Genomic DNA, 19,840 nt, shown 5'->3' with positions numbered 1-19,840 from the left:
GTTAAAGCAATAATGTAGTTGGCGCGGCTGCGGGCGAGTGCACATTAGGTACATAAAAGGCAATCTCTGTGCCTGGCTCCAGACGGCGGATATGTAATCCCTCACCGTAGAGCAGCTTAACGCGATGGTGCACATTCAACAGACCAATTTTATTGCCCGGCATTTCATTGGACTCGACCCGTTCAATCACTTTTGGGTCGATACCATGACCCGTATCTCGTACGGCAATCCGTACCCGGTTGCCGCACTCCGCAACGCTGATGGTGACCACACCTTTCCCTTTGCAGGGCTGGATCCCATGGACGATAGCGTTCTCGACCAACGGCTGAATCAGCAGGCTGGGAATAAAACAGCTTACCTCTTCATCGATATCATAAATAACGGTCAGCTTGTCGCCAAAGCGAGCCTGTTCGATGGTGATGTAATCCTTGATTTGATACAGCTCTTTCTTAATGTCGATCTGCTCATCGTCTTTTAATTCAATATTATAGCGAAGATAGCGCGACAAATTAAAAATGAGCTGACGTGCGGTGTCCGGGTTAAGCCGCACCGACGATGAAATCGCGTTCAGGGCATTAAACAGAAAATGGGGATTTATTTTGCTTTGCAGTGCGCGTAGCTCTGCCTTATTTGCCATTTCTCGTAGTTGCTCTGCGCGGGAGACTTCAAGCTGGGTGGAGATGATTTGCGACAGACCGATCGCCATTTCCTGTAACGAGGAAGTGATTTGATGAGCGTGACAGTAGTAGATCTTCAGTGTGCCGGTCACGACGCCTTTCTCCCAAAGCGGGATCACCAGCATGGAGTGAATTTCCGGGGTGCGATGCGCTTCATCATTGTTTTTTATGATGATTTTACCGTGATTTATGGCTTCTTGCGTGGTGGGGCTGACGAAGTCATCGTTATCGCGGTAGTTGATCTCTCCGACGCCAACATAGGCCAGAACGTGCTGAGTATTGGTGATTGCAACCGCGTCAGCGTGGATATCGTGGCGGATAATTTCGCACACCTGGCGTAACGACTCGCTGTTGACCTGACGAAAGAGCGGCAGCGTTTTGTTGGCGATATCCAGCGCCAGCTTGGCCTGTTTTGCAGCGCTGGCTTCTTTCTCACCTTCAACGCTTTGTACCAGCATCACGATAAAACCAATACAGACGCTGCCGAGGATCATTGGAATACCGATTTTTGAGACAATATCCAGCCCCAGTTCGGTGGTGGGTGCCCAGGCGACGACGAGGATCATGGTCAGTGATTCGCACAGCATTCCGCCTAAAATACCCGCGCGCCAGTGCTGCGCTTTGGGGATCTTACGGTTGATCCACCCGGCAATGCAGCCAGCCAGAATGCTGGTAATAAAGCAGGGTAGGGCAGTTACGCCGCCAATATCGATCAGGTAACGGTGGGTGCCTGCGATCAGCCCCGTAATAATGCCAACCCATGGACCGAACAGGATCCCTCCTGACATGACCGCGATAATACGCACATTGACCAGAGAACCTTCTACCGGTACGCCAGACCAGGTACTGAACAGGGCAAACATGGAGAAAATCGCGGTAACGGCGAGCAGCTCTTTTGGGGAGTGGGCTGACTTGTGCAACAGTTCGCGAAACAGGCGGATACGAATCAGGAAAAACAGACAGAACAGCATCAGTGCTGCCCGGTCAAATACCGCCAGCAGCATATTGAATATTTCGTGCACGGGTGACTCTTGCGAAAGGGTTAAACCACTATGATAGGTAACCTGAGGCAGGATGACCAGCACCCCCGCAGTTCAGAGCTAATGGGGAAAAACCATAATATTAAAAGGGGATTGTTGCATGATTGTTGTATTTACAATACCTGTCCTGTGAGCACTGCGTTCAAGGTAATGTATTTAACAACAAAATGTTAAATGATGGTAATTTTTGGCGGGTTGTGAAAATGGTTATTTCCTTATTTTACTCAGCTGTTCCTCTTTTTCGTCAGGAAAAAATATTTTGTTTTGCCTCTCGACAGAAGGAAATTATTCAGGCTATTTTCTAAACGTGCCACCATCGTGGCAGCGTCGCTCGGACGGTCCGGGCGCTAACGTTAATCTGAGGATATTATGGCTGACTCTCGCCCTGAACGTCGCTTTACGCGTATTGATCGCCTTCCCCCGTACGTTTTTAACATCACCGCTGAACTGAAGATGGCTGCGCGTCGGCGCGGCGAAGATATTATCGATTTCAGTATGGGGAACCCGGATGGGGCCACGCCTCCTCACATTGTCGAAAAACTGTGTACCGTGGCGCAGCGCCCGGATACTCATGGTTATTCCACCTCACGCGGCATTCCGCGTTTGCGTCGGGCGATTTCCCGCTGGTACCAGGAACGCTATGACGTTGAGATCGATCCTGAATCCGAAGCCATTGTGACCATCGGTTCCAAAGAGGGGCTGGCGCACCTGATGCTGGCAACGCTCGATCACGGTGATACGGTCCTCGTGCCCAACCCAAGTTATCCCATCCATATCTATGGCGCGGTGATTGCCGGCGCGCAGGTGCGTTCAGTGCCGCTGGTTGAGGGTGTCGACTTCTTTAATGAGCTGGAACGCGCAATACGCGAAAGTTACCCGAAGCCGAAGATGATGATCTTAGGTTTCCCATCCAACCCGACCGCGCAGTGCGTCGAGCTGGAATTCTTTGAGAAAGTGGTGGCCCTGGCTAAACGCTATGACGTGTTGGTGGTTCACGACCTGGCCTACGCTGATATTGTTTATGACGGCTGGAAGGCGCCATCGATTATGCAGGTACCCGGCGCTCGCGACGTCGCTGTTGAATTTTTCACCCTGTCGAAAAGCTACAACATGGCGGGATGGCGTATCGGGTTTATGGTGGGCAACAAAACGCTGGTGAACGCGCTGGCGCGAATCAAGAGCTATCACGATTACGGGACCTTTACGCCACTGCAGGTTGCGGCAATTGCCGCGCTGGAAGGCGATCAGCAATGTGTGCGGGATATCGCTGAGCAATATAAACGTCGTCGTGATGTGCTGGTCAAAGGACTGCATGAAGCAGGCTGGATGGTCGAGATGCCAAAGGCCTCAATGTACGTTTGGGCGAAAATTCCAGAGCAATACGCCGGGATGGGGTCACTTGAGTTTGCCAAGAAGCTGCTGAACGAAGCGAAGGTATGCGTTTCGCCAGGGATTGGGTTTGGTGATTATGGTGATACGCATGTGCGATTTGCGTTGATTGAAAACCGTGACCGTACCCGCCAGGCTATTCGCGGCATCAAGGCGATGTTTCGCGCAGATGGCCTGTTACCGACCAGTGCAAAACCGGCTTCTGAAAGTATCGACTGATAGAATGTTTCCCCAAAATGCAAAACAGGAGCCTGATGGCTCCTGTTTTTTTGCGGCGTCTTTTAATTTAGATCATCAGGGCGAAAGTACCGGCCCAAACGATGACCATAAAAGAAATGCCCATAAAGAAATATTTCACTTTTCATCTCTCCGCGTACCTGGGGTACGTCTAAATGAACATATGCTTACCTGACATAGAGCTGATGCACTCGCGAACGAAAGGGAGAATCCCCCTCATTTGCTTGGCTGCATCACCTCAGAATTCTGAGCTTTAATGCTCCAGACGGCGCTAATGTACGCCTAAAAATGAGGAGAGACAAGAGGCATTTTTTTATTTAATTTTAATAACTTACAACTGTCGTGATTCGGCGACAGTTTAATTTCTGCCGGTAATAAATTGCTATTGAGCGACGTAATGGTTACTCGGAGAATTCTCATATCGCCATGATGTTAATGCGGTTAATTTTTCGCGGAATGAGATAATGAAAAGGTTAAAAATGACCAGATTAATGATGTTAGCACTCGTTTTTACGCCATTGACGTCGATGGCGGCCTCACCGTTGGCGTTTAATTTCAGCTGCGCAAGTATTGGTGGCGTGAATAGTGATGGCAAAGGCAATGTTTGGATTGATGGCTCGAAGGCGACGGTGAAGGCCTTCAATGAAAATTACTGGGAAGCCAAAAGCGGGAACAATACGGTTTCTATTTCTCGTAAAGATGACGGGAATCCGGACGTTTCCTGGAGTGGGCCGAATCGAAAGCACGGGGTATGCCTGCCTGAAGATAATATTGACTTTTCTGGGGCCAAAAAATCGACCAGCACTGGACCCTCTTTTTCCTGCGCTGCGGTTGCAAAGGGCAGTATCGAAGAGATTATCTGCCACAGTCCTTCGCTCTCAGAAATGGATTTAGCGTTAAACGGGGCCTACAAGCAGGCGCTGGTTAAATCGAGCAATAACCCGACGCTGAAAGCAGAGCAGCGCGGTTGGGTGAAAGGGCGTAACGAGTGCTGGAAGGAACAGGATAAATCAGCCTGCATCGCCCGCAACTACAGCGAGCGAATGGCTGAACTACACAGCAAATGGGGCGTTAAATAATTCAACCTTGGAAAAAAAGAAAGGCCTTACGGCCTTTCTTTTTAGATATACAACGAAGCTTCACCCATCGGGCGAGTTTTGAAGCGACGGTGGATCCAGAGATACTGCTCGGGTGCACGCATGATCTCTTTTTCGATAATTTTGTTCATATACGCTGCAGCCTGGCTTTCATCTGCCGGGTAACCTTCCATTTCTGGGGTGATGAACAGGCGGTAACCGGTGTTATCTGCTTTTCTCACCATGGTTACGGTCAGCATTGCTGCGCCCGATAATCGTGACAGCACGTAGGTACCGTTGGTGGTCGCCACGTCTTTGACTGCGAAGAAGGGGGCGAATGAACTCCCTTTACGACCATAGTCTTGATCGGGGGCAAACCACACTGCCTCGCCTTTTTTCAGGGCGCCGACAATACCACGCAGATTATTTCTGCCGATCATTGCCTTGTTGGAGCGCATACGACCGCGGGTTTGGATCCACTCCATCAACTTATTATTGTGCGGGCGATAGGTTGCCATCATTGGCTGGCAAAGCCCCATTACGCGACCACCCAACTCGAGCGACATAAAGTGTACGCCAACGACCATCACGCCACGATTTTGCATCTGAGCGCGCTTCAGGTTGTCCAGCCCTTCTACATCAAACCATTTGCGCACCCGGCGGTCCGGCCAGAACCAGGCCATACCTGTTTCAAGCAGCCCCATGCCGAGCGAACGGAAATTCTCATCGACCAGTTTGTCTCTTTCTTCCTGTGACAGATTTGGGAAACAGAGTTCGAGATTTTTACGAGCAATAGATTCACGGTGTTTTAAAAATGGACGAGCCAGCGTTCCTGTACGGGTACCAAGAAAACACAATACGGGATAGGGAAGCTGTACCAGTAACCAGAGCACACCAACACCAAACCATGTGAGCCAGTAGCGCGGATGCAAAAACGCGCGTGAAAATTTACATTGGGGGAACATAAGCACCTGTTGTTGATACGAAATAGATGTATCGCGAAGATTCTTTGCCTGTCGTTTTACACTCTGCACTGATCGTTAGGCCGCCATGAACGACATTGGTTCCTGTAAAGAGTGTAAAACTGAGTCAGGACAAAACCACGAGGGGGCATGAATGATCGGACGCACAATGTACACCCGAAAATTAATGTCAGCCAGAAATAATTACTCAAGATTCGTAAATGTTTTTAGGGCGATTAAGGGCAAAATTTCGCCTATATATAATTCGTTGTTTTTATGATGATTAAATAAACGACGGAGAAAAAGTGTAATAGTAAGCGGTCGAATGATTTTTGTGAATAAAATGTTGCTCAAATTGCATGCGGATAGGAATTGTCTTAGAATATAAAGTTAAGGGAGTGTAAGGACTTACGTTAAGTTTACGGCAGACAGGAGGTATCGCTATGCTCTATTTCTGGACCTTTCTCATACTGAGCATTCTGTGCGTCAGTTGCTATATCTGGCAGGTTATAGGCGCTGCGGCGTCAATTAGCGCTTTTCTCGGCATGGCCATCCTTACGGCATTAATTTACGTTTTTACTATGCGGCTGACCAATGGTAACGAAATGGTAACTGGATTATTCCTGTTTCTTGCTCCGACATGTGGTTTGATCATTCGCTTTATGGTCGCGGATGGTAAGCAATAATTTGCAATGTTACGTTTAGCAATAAATTATCACTTTGAGTTATTTATTATTTATCTGAGTTTATTGAAGTGCCAGCATCGCTGGCACTTTTTTGTGAGACCGAAATGAATTACCGGGCATCCGCCAACTGGAGTGATGTTTCCTCTTGCTGAGCATTTTTTCGCTGTTGCTCAAGTTCCAACGCACCGCGATGAGAGAGGTAGCAGAACAGGATGCAGCAAACAATACCCCCCATCAGCAGATAGAAGCCGCCGTGCCACCCCATTTTGTCGACCATTACGCCAAACAGACTGGTGCCCAGCGATGCGCCAAAAATGTAGCTCATAAATCCGCGCAGTCCTACTGCAGAACCTACTGCGAAGCTGGGAACGATTTCCATCGTCTGAACAGAAGCGAGGAACTGTGGAACATAGATCAGGCAACCCACAATGGCGGCAAAAATAGTGACCATCAGCAGGGATTCACTTTTCCAGTAGCCGATCAAACAGACGAAAATCAGCGCCATACAAATCATGGCCAGCGGCATGCGACGGCCTTTAAACAGTTTATCGGTAAGCCAGCCCGCCAGTAATGTGGAAGGGATTGCCGCCCATTCAAAAAACAGAAAAGCGATGCTCATTTGCTCTTTCGAGAAATGTTTTTCGGTTAACAGATAAATAGGCAACCAGCTAATCATGCCAAAACGCACCATATAGACGAAGACATCTACCAGTGAAACATACCAGGCATTCTTATTACGCAGCACATAGGTGCAGAAAATCTGGAAGGCACTCATATTTTCTGGTGCCTGGACAGCGTGTCGGGAATTTAATACTACTTTTTCTTCCGGCATCATTTGTTCCAGAGCCGGTAAGCCTTCCTGGCGCGGTGAACCTTTCCCCAGCATCAGCACAATAAAAGCAAACAGTACGGCAACACCGGCCGGGACAATATAGCTGGCGCTTTGCCAGTGCTCGCTCCCTAAAATGGCAAAGGCGGCACCAACAATCGGAGCGACAATACCACCGCCAACGTTGTGAGAAATATTCCAGAATGCGCCGACGCGTCCACGTTCTTTACGCGGAAACCAGTTGGCAATAGTAATAAATGAAGGGCCAACACCCATACCCTGGAACAAACCGTTGAAAACGACCAGAGCGGCAAAAATCCAGAATCCGGTACTGAATCCTAAACCGACGTTTACGATGGCGCACAGAACCAGGCCGCATGCCATAAAGACCTTAGGGCTGGCCTTGTCTGCCAGACTACTCATAATGCCTTTACTGATCCCATAGGCAATAAGCATACAACTGCTGAGTAGACCAATTTGCGTGGCACTGAGATCCAGATGTTCTTTCAGGTACGGTGTTGAGAGCGTGAAGTTATTACGCACAATATAGTACGCAAGATAGCCAAGAAATACGCTGAGTAATGCTTGAATGCGGTATCGGCCATAAGTTTCCTGGACTTTCTCCGCCGGGACTTTATTTGCTGAAGGCCCTGCCTTAAATATGGATAACATATCATCACCTAAATTTATATTGATGTGAATATCAGGATTTTTCGTAGTGAAGAGTGAAATAGGCGGGAGAGAAATTCAAATAGATGAAATGTGTCACTATTGACTCAATTTTTGGATGGTGTGGCTTGTTTTGACTCTTTTTAAATAATGGCTTTTCAATTCTATTCTTTTACGGACGCTTTTATCATCGGCGTGTGCGGATATTAACAAATTCAGACTGCATTTTCGGGTATTCTTTACCGATGTCGTCACTTTCCGTTTGGTTATTCTACGAATAACCTTATTCTTCCCCCAGTCGGTGATAAACGGGTAAGTTTTGTCTCAATATTTTTTTTTGCATATGTTGGTATTTATGAACGGGATCACAAACAGACTTTTGGGCCGGGGGCGTTGTTGGGCGTTCTCGCTCTGTTTTATGTCGTTGTCGGTGAGTTGCCTGGCGCAGGGTAAAGAGCTGGTAATGGCGACAACCTTTTCCCCTGGGGCAACGGCCTGGATTATTCAGCGTTGGCAGACTGAACCGGGGTCGGTGATGATTCGCACGTTAAACCGGACCAGCAGTTCATTGGAGCAACTGCTGGATACTGCGAATGCGGAAAATGTTGATCTGATTTTGACCTCATCCCCTATGCTGTTACAGCATCTGCAGGAGCATCAGAAGCTGGCGCCCTTCGAAAATGCGTTGCCGGAAAGCCAGCGGCTGGTGCCAGACTCTATCCGTTCGACCTCCGTGGCAGTGGCGATATCTGGTTTTGGTCTGTTGATTAATCGTTCTGCGCTGGTGGCACGACATCTGTCGCCTCCTGCCGACTGGGGGGATTTAACGCTGCCCAAATATCAGAACGCACTGTTGATGAGTAGCCCATCGCGTTCGGATACCAACCATCTGATGGTTGAGTCATTGCTACAGCAAAAAGGGTGGGAAGCGGGGTGGGCGACGCTGCTGGCGAGTGCTGGAAATCTGGTGACGATTTCATCACGCAGTTTTGGCGTAGCCGACAAAATTAAGAGTGGCCTGGGCGTGGCGGGGCCGGTCATTGATAATTATGCCAACCTGTTGCTTAACGATCCTCACCTGACTTTTACCTATTTTCCACGCTCGGCGGTATCGCCAACCTATGTTGCTGTTCTCAAGAACAGCCAGCACCCCAATGAAGCGCGTCGTTTTATCCGCTATTTGTTAAGCCCGGAGGGACAGCGGATCCTTGCTGATGCGAATACGGGGAAATATCCGGTAACGCAGCTCGCATCTGATAATCCCCGCGCTGCTCAGCAGGCTATTTTAATGAACCAGCCTCCGCTTAATTATCGGCTGATCCTTAAGCGACAACAGTTAGTGCAGCGGATGTTTGATACCGCCATCAGTTTTCGTCTTGCGCAACTGAAGGATGCATGGCGGGCACTATACAGTGCGGAAGCACGCCTGAAACGCCCGCTACCCGAAATCAGAGCCTTACTGACCAGCGTTCCGATAGATGCCAAAAGTAGTGAAGATGAAGCCTGGCTTGCGCAGTTTGATAATAAAAGCGTTGCCGAACAGCAGATGATGGAGTGGCAGCTCTGGTTTCTTAAAAACCAGCGTCAGGCGATATCAAAACTGGAAGAATTAAAATGAAAGGTGGATCGATACTGCAACGCCTTCGCCAACTCAGCATCAGCAGCAGCCTGCGGGGAGCCTTTCTAACGGGCGCATTACTGACGTTGAGCGTAAGCTGCGTCAGTTTATACTCCTGGCATGAGCAGAGCTCGCAGATACGCTATTCGCTTGATGATTACTTCCCGCGCGTGCATTCCGCTTTTTTGATTGAAGGGAATCTCAATCTGGTTGTGGACCAGCTGAATGAATTCCTGCTGGCTCCCAATACGACGGTTAGGCTGCAACTGCGCAATCAGATAATCTCGCATCTGGATAAAATCGAAGTGCTGAGCAGGGGGTTGCAACCAGCAGAACAGCAGCAACTGGCGGTGATTTTGCAGGACAGCCGGGCGCTGATGGCGGAACTGGACCGGGTGCTCTACAACATGTTCCTTGTCCGCGAAAAAGTGAGCGAACTTTCCGCGCGCATTGATTGGCTACATGATGATTTTACTACTGAGCTGAATTCACTGGTGCAGGATTTTACCTGGCAGCAGGGGACGTTGCTGGATCAAATCGAGGCCAAAAATGGTGATGCGGCGCTGTATCTCAAACGTGCCCGAGAGGTGCAAAACGAGCAGCAGCAGGTCTACACCCTGGCAAGAATTGAAAACCAGATCGTTGATGATTTACGCGACAGACTCAATGAACTGAAATCGGGTAGCGACGATGGCATGCTGGTGGAGAATCACATCCGCTACCTGGAAAATCTGAAGAAAACGGCGGATGAAAATATCCGCACCCTCGATGACTGGCCCAGCACTATCACACTGCGACAAACTATCGATGAGCTGCTGGAAATCGGGATGATGAAAAATAAAATGCCCGATACGATGCGCGATTATGTTGCAGCGCAAAAAGCGCTGGTTGATGCCAACCATGCCAGAGAGGCTACGCTTGGGCGCTTTCGAACGCTGCTGGAAGCGCAACTGGGGAGTAGCCATCAGCAAATGCAGACGTTTAACCAGCGGCTGGAACAAATTGTTCGCGTCAGCGGTGGACTTATCCTGCTGGCGACGCTGCTGGCGCTACTTCTCGCCTGGGGGCTTAACCACTACTTCATTCGCTCGCGTCTGGTGAAGCGTTTTACTGCGCTCAACCAGGCCGTGGTGCAAATTGGTCTTGGCAGAACGGATGCCTCTATCCCGGTATATGGACGCGATGAGTTGGGGCGTATTGCAGGCTTGCTGCGTCATACCCTGGGCCAGTTGAGTGCGCAAAAAAATCAGCTGGAGCAGGAAGTGACCGAACGCAAGGAGATTGAATCCGATCTTCGTGCAACGCAGGATGAGCTGATCCAGACGGCAAAACTGGCGGTGGTCGGCCAGACTATGACCACGCTGGCGCACGAGATTAATCAACCGCTGAATGCGCTGTCGATGTACCTGTTTACGGCAGGGAGGGCAATCGAACAGGGGCAACCCGCTCAGGCCAGAAGCACATTAACCAAAGCGGAGGGGCTGATTACTCGCATCGATGCCATTATCCGTTCACTGCGTCAGTTTGCGCGCCGGGCCGAGCCTGGCACGCCTCTGCATCCGGTCGATCTCCGACAAACGTTCAACGCTGCCTGGGAACTGTTGGCCATGCGACACAAGCCACAGCAGGGTACGCTGACGCTCCCAGACCGGGGCGTGTGGGTGGCCGGTGATGAAGTGCGTATTCAGCAGGTGCTGGTAAACGTCCTGGCAAATGCGCTGGATGCCTGTCCGGTTGCGGCGAAAATAGAGGTTCACTGGCAGACCGAAGGCAGCCGGTTGTGCGTATTTATCAGCGATAACGGCCCCGGTTGGCCTGGAGCATTATTACCATCACTGTTAAAACCGTTTACCACCAGTAAGGATGTTGGCCTCGGTATTGGCTTATCGATTTGTGTATCGTTAATGATGCAAATGAACGGCGAACTGCGCCTGGCGTCGACACCAGGGCGCAATGCCTGCGTCGTTCTGCAATTTAATCTGACGGATGTAAACGATGTTGAGTGATGAATATTCTGTTCTGCTTATTGATGATGATGCCGATGTTCTTGACGCTTACACCCTGTTGCTTGAACAGGAGGGATATCATGTATTCGCATGCAGTAACCCTTTTGATGCCCGAAATTGGCTGCAGGCCGACTGGCCAGGGATTGTCCTGAGCGACGTGTGTATGCCTGGCTGTAATGGAATCGACCTGATGACGTTGTTTCATCAGGATGACAATCAGCTTCCGATCCTGTTGATCACCGGACATGGCGATGTCCCGATGGCGGTGGACGCGGTGAAGAAAGGTGCGTGGGATTTTCTGCAAAAACCGGTTGATCCAGGCAAACTGCTGGTGTTGGTAGAGGACGCGTTGCGTCAGAGAAAATCTGTGATTGCACGTCGTCACTATTGCCAGCAAAAGCTCCAGGTTGAACTGGTCGGCTACAGTGACTGGGTTAATCAGTACCGCCAGCGCTTACGGCAACTGGCTGAAACGGATATTGCCGTCTGGTTTTATGGCGAGCCGGGAACGGGGCGTATGACCGGAGCTCGTTATTTGCATCAACTTGGGCGCAGCGCTGAAGGACCGTTTATCCGCGGGGAATTGACGTTAGAGAATGCGGGGCAACTCAATGACCTTATTGCCCTGGCGCAAGGGGGAACGCTGGTCCTGAGCCATATTGAGTGCCTGACGCGCGAACAGCAGCACCAGCTGGTGCATTTGCAAAGCCAGGAGCGGCGTCCGTTTCGCTTAATTGGTATTGGCGCCACTTCGTTGGTGGAACTGGCGGCAACCAACCAGATTGTGGCCGAACTTTATTACTGTTTCGCGATGACGCAAATCGCTTGTCAGCCGTTGTCTCAGCGCCCGGATGATATTGAGCCGCTGTTTCGCCATTATCTGCAGAAAGCCTGTCTGCGTCTGAACCATCCGGTGCCCGAGGTTGACGGGGAATTACTAAAAGGAATGCGGCGTCGCGTGTGGTTAAGCAATGTTCGGGAGCTGGCCAATGCCGCCGAGCTTTTTGCCGTTGGGTTATTGCCACTGGCTGAAACCGCGAATCCACAGCTACATTTGCCCGAACCGACACCGCTCGATCGTCGTGTCGACGAGTACGAGCGACAGATCATTACCGAAGCGCTTAATATTCATCAGGGACGTATTAATGAAGTGGCGGAGTATTTACAAATTCCGCGTAAGAAACTGTATTTGCGCATGAGAAAATACGGACTGAGCAAGGAACACTATAAGTTTTAGCAGATGGCATGTGGGGAAGAATAACGGTTGACGGTATTTCGGTGACGGCGCTAGCGTTCACCGAAATACGCGACGGAACTCTGGGTGATTATCGGGGTGTTTTTCTTACCACATCAAATCGTCAGGAATGACAAAATCAGCATACGGATCGTCTTCGTCCTTCGCTTCCTGGCTCAGTTCGCAATTGAGAACAATATAGCTTGCATCGCGCTGGGCAATCTTGTCGGCGACAACAGCCGGGATAATGGCGTATTCGCTCTCGCTGCTGCTTTCAGCAGTCAGGCGGGCAATGGCCAGACGGCCCTTGATCAACTGAGACTGGGTTACCTTATCAACATAAACTTTTTTGATCAGGTTATTGTCAGTAAAGTTGTAACCAATATCGCCACGGGAAATGGTGATTTTGTTCATCTCGATCAGCTGCTTGATCTGCGCTTTGTATTCTTTAGACAATGCGGCCTGCTTCTGCTGTTCGCTGAGCTGCTTATCACGCTCGACCTGTGCTTTTTTATTTTCTTCAACCGCTTCTCTGGCTTCACGAGCCTGAACGCGCGATTTTTTCGCCGTTCTCTGCACTTTCGCCATTTTTTTGCTGCTGACCAGACCTGCTTTAAGCATCTGTTCTTGTAGGGTAAGTTTTGTCATTGTCGCTTCTAATCCAAAAAATCGTTGTAAGGATTATAACCTTAACGTTCGGCGGGACGCCAGAATGATGGCTCTGACTCTAAGCATCGTGATAAAGCCTTGGGTGCTGGTTAATGGCGTGCTCGGAAGAAGGAGAAGAAAAATGGAGTGTGAAGAAGTGTATGTTCTGTATTTTCGTTATCCCTGTATTAGGGAGGGGATTTTTAAGGCAAACAGCCCCATTTTTGCGATAAAATAAATTGTGATTCAAGTCACATTTTTTGCTTATCATTAACGAATATTTTTAATTGTTTTAAAGATCTGAATAATTAATTCATGAACACTTATATGCTGTGTTTTTTAAATTCATTAACCTTTAAATTGATATGGATCATGATAAATGACATTGCGAGCATGTCAATGATTAGCTCAAGTTAAGTGTTTTGCAATTATAAACAATTTCATTATTCTGGAATGTCAAATTGGTATGATGTAAGTGTTTTTGGTTTTTTTTAGTATTGCTTTGTATCTCGTTAAAGGAAGGTGATATTTTTAATTAAATCAATCTGATGAGTTATGAATAGCGTTTGTGGGGATGATGTCAATTCAATTATTAAAAATATGAATATTAGTTTCGCTAATGAACTTCCTACCTTTTATATTGGGCTTCAAATTTTGATTGTTTTGTTTTTTAGTGTATTACTATGTGTAAATGATATTGCTAATTGTAAGTTATTGGGGGTGTTGGAAGATTGCTTTCGTTTTAAGAGTAGTTGCTAGTAGTAATAGGCAATAGATGGTGGTTTATTTTTTAAGTGAATTAGCCAAAGCGGAAGTAAATGATCCTTTCAAAGTCTGTTTATATTCTTCATATAATCTGAATGAGCCTATTGGCAATTTGGGTTTACATCTGAATACGTTTTACGCTTTATGACGAATAAGCTATGTCAGTGATTTATGGCATGAGGTTTATTACGGGCATAACTATAACAATACATTGAATATTTTAGGGGTTATAAAGTGAATACAGTATATCGCATTATATGGAGTGCGGTCACTCAAAGCTGGGTAGTGGTATCAGAACTTGCAACATCATGTGGCAAACAAAAAAGCTCGGCAGTGCGAGCAATAACTTCAACGGTTGGTCTTTGTATTGGCCTTGGTGTTTTCTCGGCACATGCTGCAGATTACAGTTCGACAGTCTCAGGTGACTTTGCGTTTCCGGCAGGAGAGACCAGTACTATTACTACCACTGATTCTCCCGGGGTTTCTGCAGATGCAGGAATTACAATTTCCTCATCCAATGATCTGATTATTTTGACTGACGGAAATAATGGTTCCGGTGCTGTAGCCAGAAATGGTGGTATTTTTAATTTTTTAAATGTTGATATAGCAACTAACGGATTAAGCGCATACGGTTTATATGCTCAAAACCAGAATAGCACTATTACAGGTCTTGGGAAAACGACAATCCTTACGAAAGCGCTTTCCAGTTCAGGTGTTATTGCGTCAAACGGTGGTAATATCTATCTGGTCGATAGTGATATTACGACCGAGGGTAGCCGATCTCCTGGTTTATCCTCTCTGGGGGCTAACAGTACTATTACGACCACCGGCGCGACAATTATCCACACGAAGCTTGATAGTAGTACGGGGGTAAACGCTGAAACCGGAGGCGCGGTCAATATTGCGGGTGCTGATATCACAACCGAAGGCGATGGATCTGTTGGGCTTAGTGCTCAGGAAGCAGGGAGTGCTATTTCGAGTACTGGCATGGTAGATATCAATACTTCAGGTACGACATCCCATGCCGTTCTTGCTCAACAAGGCAGTGCTATTAACCTGACAGACGCTCGGTTGACCACTACAGGAAATGATTCGACAGGGATATATGCTATTTATAGTGGCAGTGTGATTACTGCAACCGGACTGACAACAATTAATACATCCGGCACAAGAGCGCATGGTATTCACACGCAACTCGACGGAGTTGTCAATCTTAATAATGTCGATATAACAACCTCCGGTGCTGCTTCTGGCGTGTATGCATATGGCGGCACGATTAATAGCACCGGAACAATAACTGTGCATAGCAGCGGCGCAAACGGACATGGTATCAGAGCAAATAATGGCGGTGTGCTAAATCTTTCAAATACAGATGTGACAACCACTGGGGAAAGTGCATATAGTTTGACTGCATCCAATCAAGGCGTCATTAACATTACAGGTGATACAACGGTTCGCGCTTCGGGTGCAGGTTCTATGGGCATTTTTGCGAACGGAACCGGATCAACAATTAATCTCGGTAGTGGGGATGTTCATGTACAAACTGCGGGTGATTACAACATCAATACCGGATACTTCACTCATGGCCTACTCGCTGAAAGTGGAGGGGCAATTACCAGCAACGGTAACGTCGTAGTCACAACCACCAACACAAGCGCGAGTGGTGTTTTTGCCCGCAACGCGGGATCGTCTCTCCACCTGACTAATCTTACTGCAACGACCAGCGGTTATGGCGCAATCGGCCTCTTGGCACGACAGGGTGCCAGCGTGAATATTAGTGGGGATACAACGCTTACGACCAATGGTAGCAACGCATCTGGTGTGAATGCTGCTGACTCTGGATCCTTAGTGACTGTAAACAATCTGAATGTAACGACGACGGATAAAAACAGCAACAATAATGCGGCTGGTCTGTCGGCATTTGATGGCGGAAAAGTTATTAGTACCGGGACTACCATAATTCGTACCGCTTCGGGCAGAGGTATCTGGTCTAGTGGTACCGATGCGGTTATCAATCTTGTTGATGCTGATGTAGCAACGACAGATAGCAACGCAGTGGGAATGCAGGCTGACTATGGAGGATCCATTACCAGTACAGGCAGCACGACGATCGATACTGTGGGGGCGGGAGCTATTGGTATTTTTGCCAACGGAAATGGAAGTAATATTGCGCTAACCAATGCGCTGTCAGTCAGGACCGCGGGCGATAGCGCCCATGGGATACGCCAGCACGGAGCCGCCCAGGTCAATGTGAATGGCGGGAGTGTTATCACCTCAGGCACAAATGCTCATGGTTTCACTACAACCGGTGGCGCCACAAAAACCTTTGATGGTTCTGCGGGAAACGTATTGCCTACTATACAGGTTAGCGGAGCGGGGTCGGCAATGTTGGATGCTAATGGCACTGGTAGTCGAATTACATTAGACAATCAGACACTCAATATCAGTGGTGCCTCAATAACTGATACCTGGGGAGCCAAGGCTGAAGGCAGCGGACAGATTATCTTTAACCAGGGGACTACCGGCGGGACGGGATTGTGGGCGACAGGGACGGGAAGTCGAATCGCTCTCTCAGGTACAAATGCAAATGGTTCCCGTGTTCTCCTCGTCTCTGGCGGCACACTCTCCGTTGATCCGGTGGGTAGTACTATTGGTTCACTTGAAGGTGATTCGTCGGGGCTCGTTAGTTCCAGTTTGTCTGATGGTTCGCTCGCCATCGGCGTCAATAATGCCACCAATAACGGTAGCCTTATCGACAATGCCAATTTTGCTGGCGTATTTACCAATGTTGGCTCCTTGACCAAGACCGGATCCTTGACCCAGATTCTCAGTGGTATTGGTAATACTGTAGGTAGTGTTAATGTCACAGGTGGCACACTTGCGTTTCATCAGGTGGGGGCCTTCACCACCACAGGGTCGTACACTACTCATGCAGGCGCGACGACCAGAATTGGTATGGACAATTCGACATTAGTAGTGGGAGACAAATTTACACAGGCCAAGGATTCAACACTGAATGTAACGCTGGGAGCATCACCAGACATCACGGCAGACACTTCCTCGCTTGATGGTCAACTCATCATCAATGGTTTTAGCGATACCACAGAGCCGGTCAGGTCCAGTGAGGTCACCAACAATACCTATACCCTTATTCATACTGCAAATGGCATCACCGGTGATTTTGTCAACAACCCACTGGTTCAGACAGGGCTTGATTACTTGTTACATGACGGCCATCTGTCAACAGATAATAAGGATTATAACCTTAGCTTCCGGTTAGCCTGGAATGAGGGTTTACAATCGAAGAGCACGGGGAGTTTTACCCTTAATGAGGGGACTGCCTTTAATGTTGATACTGTGCTGTCTGACCAGACTCTACCTGCGGGGGGCTTTACCAGCGGTTGGGATGGTAAAAGTCTAACCAAGACAGGGGAAGGATTATTGATTCTGTCTGCGCTCAATACGTATACCGGTAAAACGACACTCAACGGTGGAGCATTACGTACAGATACCGTGGATAGTCTTGCCAGTAGCGACGAGTTGACTATCAATAGCGGTGTGTTTGATCTAAACAACAACAACCAACGGGCAAATCGTTTGGGGGGGGCTGGTGGCGAAGTTCGTCTGAATGGTGCGATGTTAACTGTAAACAATGAGACAGCCACTGATAACACGACATATACCGGTGATATTGTTGATGGTTCATCGAAAGGTCGTCTGACAAAAACAGGAGATGGTACGCTGACGCTGAGCGGTAATACCGGCTGGACTGGTGAAACTCAAATCGAGGGTGGGGAACTAGTGCTGGATGGTAGTAACGGCGGTGCCCAGTTGGTGAGTAATATCATCGGTAAGGACAATACTGCATTATCTCTGCGCAATGGCGCCATGCTTACTGGCTGGATCGACCCAACTGACATTAGTATTGACACGAGCAGTAGCTGGAATATGACTGCAGACTCGGTGGTCGATGCTGTCAATTTAGCAGGGACCATCAACTTCGTAGCTCCGTCCTCGTTACCAATGAACACAGGACATACCCTGACAGCCAATAGCTGGCACGGTCAAGGTGGCACGGTAGTGCTGAATACAGTGTTAGGTGATGATGCTTCTGCCACCGACAAGATTGTGGTTAATGGCGATACCAGCGGAAATACCTTTATGAGGGTGAACAATGTCGGTGGTGGTGGCGCTCAGACGGTGGAAGGTATTCGTGTAGTAGAAGTTAATGGGGTATCTGACGGCATATTCACCAAATCAGGGCGTATCGTTGCGGGCGCTTATGATTATAGTCTGGTGAAAAAGGGCAGTGACTGGTTCCTGACCAGCTTGTACGTGACACCGCCAGTGGATCCAGAAACACCTGTTGATCCCGTCTTACCTGTGGATCCAGGGACGCCTGTTACTCCACGTTCTCCTGATGCACCGGTACAGCCAGGCATATCGGTGGTACGTCCTGAGTCCGCCAGTTATACCGCCAACCTGGCGGCGGCAAATACAATGTTTATCACACGACTACATGACCGTTTGGGAGAACCTCAGTATACAGATGTGCTGACTGGAGAGAAGAAGGTGACCAGTATGTGGTTACGCCAGGTTGGTGGGCATAACCGTTGGAAAGACAACAGTGGTCAAATGAGCACGCAAAGCAACCGCTATGTTATCCAACTGGGTGGTGATATCGCGCAGTGGAGCTCGGATGATCTGCAGCGCCTGCATCTTGGGGTAATGGCAGGTTACGGCAAAGATAACAGCAATAGTCATTCGAATGTTACTGGTTACCATTCTCAAGGTTCTGTCAGTGGTTACAGTACGGGGCTTTATGCCACCTGGTATCAGAACGATGAGACTAAACAGGGTATGTACCTGGACAGTTGGGCACAGTACGGTTGGTTTAGCAATGACGTTAACGGCCAGGATATTCAGGGAGAATCTTATGATTCAAGCGGCATTACTGCTTCATTAGAAGCAGGGTACACGCATAAACTTGGTGAATTCACCGGTAGTAAGGGCGGGTTGAATGAGTGGTTTATTCAGCCACAAGTTCAGGCTATCTGGATGGGGATCAAGGCAGACGACCACCGTGAAAGCAACGGCACACGAGTGAGTTCGGAAGGTGACGGTAATCTGCAGACACGTCTTGGTCTGCGTACTTACCTTAAAGGTCATAGCAAAATAGATGACGGTAAAAACCGAACCTTCCAGCCATTTGTGGAAGTGAACTGGATACATAATACCCAGGACTTTGGGACGCGAATGGATGGAGTGAACCTGTACCAGGACGGCGCCCGCAATATTGGTGAAATCAAAACAGGTGTTGAGGGCAAACTTAACTCACGCCTAAATCTATGGGGGAGCGTGGGTGTGCAGATTGGGGACAAAGGATACAGCGACTCTTCCGCGATGGTAGGAGTGAAGTACAGTTTCTGATCAAATTGAACCTAGGGCCTGCTTATAAAGAGGCCCTTTTCCGTTCAGTACTTCTTGAGCTTATCCCCACCTTTTTTACAACGTAGCGCTCTTTTAGAGCGCTAACTAAAAGTACAGTCAGGGCAGAAACGCCTTGTAGACGATCCTTCTATAGTGTTTGAAACCACGAAACATGCCAGGTATGTGATACCAATTCGTATCGACATTTCATAAATTTTAATGCGTTTGAAATGGTAGTGTGATGCAGATCGCAAAAATGAGTGAATGTATTTAAAAAAAGATAGAATATTTAATTTTACGAAAAAATGAAGTAATAATGATTAATTGCTATTTCCATCACTGAGTAAAGCTGTGTAATTTGATTTTTATCAATTTTTGGTGATGTGAAGTGATATGAATGTTAAAAATACTTGATATTATCCATACTATAAATAGTTGCAATTTTACTCATTTCATCGGCTATTTTTGGTTGTCAAATTTTTTACCAAACAGGGAAAGACCTCTTTCTGGGAAAAAGTGCAGAGTTTTATTATATATTTCATAAGGTAACATCAGTGTAAAATATCTATTTTTT

General features: G+C 48.2%; 12 protein-coding genes. 7 read left to right on the top strand and 5 right to left on the bottom strand.

Annotated elements, in window-relative coordinates:
• Nucleotide 1: 1 nt before the first annotated feature.
• Nucleotides 2–1,699: a sensor histidine kinase gene (locus OGY33_RS12500; protein WP_008785387.1), complete on the bottom strand. Its 1,698-nt coding sequence runs from the start codon at nt 1,697–1,699 to the stop codon at nt 2–4.
• A 387-nt stretch (nt 1,700–2,086) separates the two neighbouring features.
• On the opposite strand from OGY33_RS12500, the gene alaC reads away from it, so the two are divergent.
• Nucleotides 2,087–3,325 carry an alanine transaminase gene (gene alaC, locus OGY33_RS12495; protein ID WP_048215831.1) on the top strand — a complete coding sequence of 413 codons (1,239 nt, stop codon included), beginning with the start codon at nt 2,087–2,089 and terminating at the stop codon, nt 3,323–3,325.
• Nucleotides 3,326–3,392: 67 nt separating this feature from the next.
• On the opposite strand, the gene ypdK is transcribed toward alaC, so the two are convergent.
• Nucleotides 3,393–3,464, bottom strand: coding sequence for a membrane protein YpdK (ypdK, locus tag OGY33_RS12490; RefSeq protein WP_010723117.1), 72 nt, complete (start codon nt 3,462–3,464; stop codon nt 3,393–3,395).
• Nucleotides 3,465–3,807: 343 nt separating this feature from the next.
• On the opposite strand from ypdK, the gene OGY33_RS12485 reads away from it, so the two are divergent.
• Nucleotides 3,808–4,422 carry a lysozyme inhibitor LprI family protein gene (locus OGY33_RS12485; protein WP_103015410.1) on the top strand — a complete coding sequence of 205 codons (615 nt, stop codon included), beginning with the start codon at nt 3,808–3,810 and terminating at the stop codon, nt 4,420–4,422.
• Between the two features lie 41 nt (nt 4,423–4,463).
• On the opposite strand, the gene lpxP is transcribed toward OGY33_RS12485, so the two are convergent.
• The gene (gene lpxP / locus OGY33_RS12480; protein WP_191238256.1) at nt 4,464–5,384 is read right to left on the bottom strand and encodes a kdo(2)-lipid IV(A) palmitoleoyltransferase; all 921 of its coding nucleotides are present in this window, start codon (nt 5,382–5,384) and stop codon (nt 4,464–4,466) included.
• Nucleotides 5,385–5,824: 440 nt separating this feature from the next.
• Between lpxP and OGY33_RS12475 the strand changes: the two genes are divergently transcribed.
• Nucleotides 5,825–6,067: a DUF2545 family protein gene (locus OGY33_RS12475; RefSeq protein WP_008785383.1), complete on the top strand. Its 243-nt coding sequence runs from the start codon at nt 5,825–5,827 to the stop codon at nt 6,065–6,067.
• 109 nt (nt 6,068–6,176) lie between these two features.
• Here the strand turns inward: OGY33_RS12475 and pgtP are convergent, their stop codons facing one another.
• Nucleotides 6,177–7,568 carry a phosphoglycerate transporter PgtP gene (pgtP, locus tag OGY33_RS12470; RefSeq protein ID WP_191238257.1) on the bottom strand — a complete coding sequence of 464 codons (1,392 nt, stop codon included), beginning with the start codon at nt 7,566–7,568 and terminating at the stop codon, nt 6,177–6,179.
• 415 nt (nt 7,569–7,983) lie between these two features.
• Here pgtP and pgtC point away from each other — a divergent pair, with 415 nt between their 5' ends.
• From pgtC to pgtA, 3 genes are read left to right on the top strand one after another with little or no spacing between them, the layout of a single operon-like run.
• Nucleotides 7,984–9,183 carry a phosphoglycerate transport regulator PgtC gene (gene pgtC / locus OGY33_RS12465; RefSeq protein ID WP_104021912.1) on the top strand — a complete coding sequence of 400 codons (1,200 nt, stop codon included), beginning with the start codon at nt 7,984–7,986 and terminating at the stop codon, nt 9,181–9,183.
• An 11-nt stretch (nt 9,184–9,194) separates the two neighbouring features.
• Nucleotides 9,195–11,189, top strand: a complete 1,995-nt coding sequence (pgtB, locus tag OGY33_RS12460; RefSeq protein ID WP_191239009.1) for a two-component system sensor histidine kinase PgtB — start codon at nt 9,195–9,197, stop codon at nt 11,187–11,189.
• Nucleotides 11,179–12,426 (top strand): two-component system response regulator PgtA, encoded by a 1,248-nt coding sequence (gene pgtA, locus OGY33_RS12455; protein WP_191238258.1) that lies wholly within the window; start codon nt 11,179–11,181, stop codon nt 12,424–12,426. The genes pgtB and pgtA overlap by 11 nt, the downstream gene beginning before the upstream one ends.
• 105 nt (nt 12,427–12,531) lie before the next feature.
• Here pgtA and OGY33_RS12450 read toward each other — a convergent pair whose 3' ends face one another.
• Nucleotides 12,532–13,071: a DUF2058 domain-containing protein gene (locus OGY33_RS12450; protein WP_020996692.1), complete on the bottom strand. Its 540-nt coding sequence runs from the start codon at nt 13,069–13,071 to the stop codon at nt 12,532–12,534.
• Between the two features lie 999 nt (nt 13,072–14,070).
• Here OGY33_RS12450 and OGY33_RS12445 point away from each other — a divergent pair.
• Nucleotides 14,071–19,266, top strand: a complete 5,196-nt coding sequence (locus OGY33_RS12445) for an autotransporter outer membrane beta-barrel domain-containing protein (protein ID WP_191238259.1) — start codon at nt 14,071–14,073, stop codon at nt 19,264–19,266.
• Nucleotides 19,267–19,840: the final 574 nt, after the last annotated feature.

The organism is Citrobacter sp. Cpo032, from assembly GCF_030332975.1.
GTDB classification, from domain to species: domain Bacteria; phylum Pseudomonadota; class Gammaproteobacteria; order Enterobacterales; family Enterobacteriaceae; genus Citrobacter; species Citrobacter portucalensis.
Note: the sequence above shows the minus strand (reverse complement) of the source record. Positions and strands in the feature narration are given on the sequence as shown.